The sequence below is a fragment of the Paenibacillus soyae genome, assembly GCF_024623455.1.
GTDB lineage: Bacteria > Bacillota > Bacilli > Paenibacillales > Paenibacillaceae > Pristimantibacillus > Pristimantibacillus soyae.
Map to the genome: position 1 here is coordinate 1 of NZ_JANIPJ010000087.1, position 279 is coordinate 279.

A 279-nucleotide genomic window follows, 5' to 3' on the forward strand; every position below is an offset into this window, starting at 1 on the left:
CCACAACCCATGTTGTGTTATGCAGATGCGCTGGCAGCTGGGATGGCTGAGGAATGTAATACATCTCGCTCCGGACCCCCTGCGGATCATGAACATGCTGGTATCCGTTCTGGTTCAGATAACGCTTGAAATCGTCCTCGCCTCCGCCTTCCTCGCTAATATCCCGTGACTCGAAGCCCCAGAGCGCCTCCGCACCTTGCTCGGCAAAGGTGAAGTGCATTTTGCCAACGCCATGCGTCTGATAACCGTTCTGAGATAAAATCTCCATAAAGCTTTGGC

1 protein-coding gene is annotated in these 279 nt (G+C 53.4%); it reads right to left on the reverse strand.

Translation table 11 applies throughout. From position 1 onward, the window contains the following. Positions 1 to 279, reverse strand: a 279-nt coding sequence (locus NQZ67_RS30115; RefSeq protein WP_371825377.1) for a hypothetical protein, incomplete at both ends; no start/stop codon positions are given.